Origin of the sequence: Halomonas sp. 707D4 (genome assembly GCF_024158685.1) — a bacterium.
Lineage (GTDB): Bacteria > Pseudomonadota > Gammaproteobacteria > Pseudomonadales > Halomonadaceae > Vreelandella.
Window position 1 is genome coordinate 1 of the sequence record NZ_JAMZBD010000701.1, and the last position, 1,193, is coordinate 1,193.

Below are 1,193 nucleotides of genomic sequence, written 5' to 3' on the forward strand. Positions count from 1 at the left end.
CTGCACCCAGACCGGCAGCGCTTGGCTCTTGACCGCCGCCACCGCAGGCATCGCCTTGGCGACATCGAGGGCCAGCGTCGCCAGAGCCAGGCGCGGTCCGTAGAGACGCAGCACGTTCGATACGCCCGGATTGCAGGAGCCGCTGGCGCGCGGGTCCGCCACGCCCGCCAGCCGGCACACCCAAGGAGCCGCCAGGCAGCTGCCGCTCAGGTAGCCCAGCAGCATCCAATCGAGCGCCTGCATCACGGCCCTGGCCGCCGTCGTGTATCGCTTGTCGGGTGGGTCACGTACAATGCTCCCTGATCGAGAAGGGGGTAAGGCGCATGGACCGTATTTTAATCGAAGGCTTGAACATCGACACCGTGATCGGCGTGTATGACTGGGAGCGCACCATCACCCAGTCGCTGCGCCTGGACGTGACGCTGGCCACCGACATCCGCCCGGCGGCCGCCACCGACGATCTTGCCCTGACCCTGAATTATGCCGCGATCAGCGAGCGAATCCAGCGCTTCGCGCACGAGCACCAGTTCGCCCTGATCGAAACCTTCGCCGAGCGCCTGTGCGACTGCCTGCGTCGCGAGTTCCCCATCACCTGGATGCGCCTGGCGGTACGCAAGCCCGCTGCCGTGCCCGCCGCCCAAAGCGTGGGCCTGGTGATCGAGCGCGGCGAGTGGCCCGACCGCCCGGCGGGCGAGACGCCGTGAGTCTGGTCTGCCTCGGCCTTGGCAGCAACGCCGACCCGCACGTCCCTTTCGGTGCCTGCCTCGATGCCCTGGAGGCGACCTTCGGCGCGCTCAAGGTATCGCGGGTGTTCGAAAGCGAGCCGGTCGGCATCAGCAGCCCCACCAACTTCCATAACGCCGTGGTGGCCTTCGAAAGCGACTGGACGCCGGGGGCGCTCGCCGCCTGGGCCAAAGCCTTCGAGGCGCGTCACGCCGGCGCACCGGCGGGCGGGCATCGCCCCAAGGCGCTGGACATCGACCTGCTGAGCGTCGGCGATACCTGCGCCCGGGTCGACGGCATCACCCTGCCGCGCCCGGACATCACCTCCTGTGCCTTCGTGCTCACGCCACTGGCGGAGCTTCTGCCCGACCAGTGTCACCCCTGCTGCCAGACGCCCTACAAGACGCTCTTCGAGCGCGCCGACTTCAGCGGCCAGCGCCTCTGGCCGGTGGCGTTTCGCTGGCGCGGCG

The 1,193-nt window shown here is 69.1% G+C and carries 3 protein-coding genes; 2 read left to right on the plus strand and 1 reads right to left on the minus strand.

What is annotated here, in order from left to right; translation table 11 throughout:
* The coding region (locus BIS11_RS18020) for a glycerol-3-phosphate acyltransferase (RefSeq protein WP_253586787.1) at positions 1-243 on the minus strand (243 nt) is incomplete at its 3' end.
* Between the two features lie 80 nt (positions 244-323).
* On the opposite strand from BIS11_RS18020, the gene folB reads away from it, so the two are divergent.
* Both folB and folK read left to right on the plus strand, forming a co-directional pair.
* Positions 324-704 carry a dihydroneopterin aldolase gene (folB, locus tag BIS11_RS18025; protein WP_253426163.1) on the plus strand — a complete coding sequence of 127 codons (381 nt, stop codon included), beginning with the start codon at positions 324-326 and terminating at the stop codon, positions 702-704.
* Positions 701-1,193, plus strand: a 493-nt coding sequence (folK, locus tag BIS11_RS18030) for a 2-amino-4-hydroxy-6-hydroxymethyldihydropteridine diphosphokinase (protein WP_253586788.1), incomplete at its 3' end; no start/stop codon positions are given. The genes folB and folK, both read left to right, overlap by 4 nt.

What these genes read in the sequence shown, in the direction of transcription:
- folB (WP_253426163.1), top strand. Translation starts at nt 324, where the DNA reads ATGGACCGTATTTTAATCGAAGGCTTGAACATCGACACCGTGATCGGC.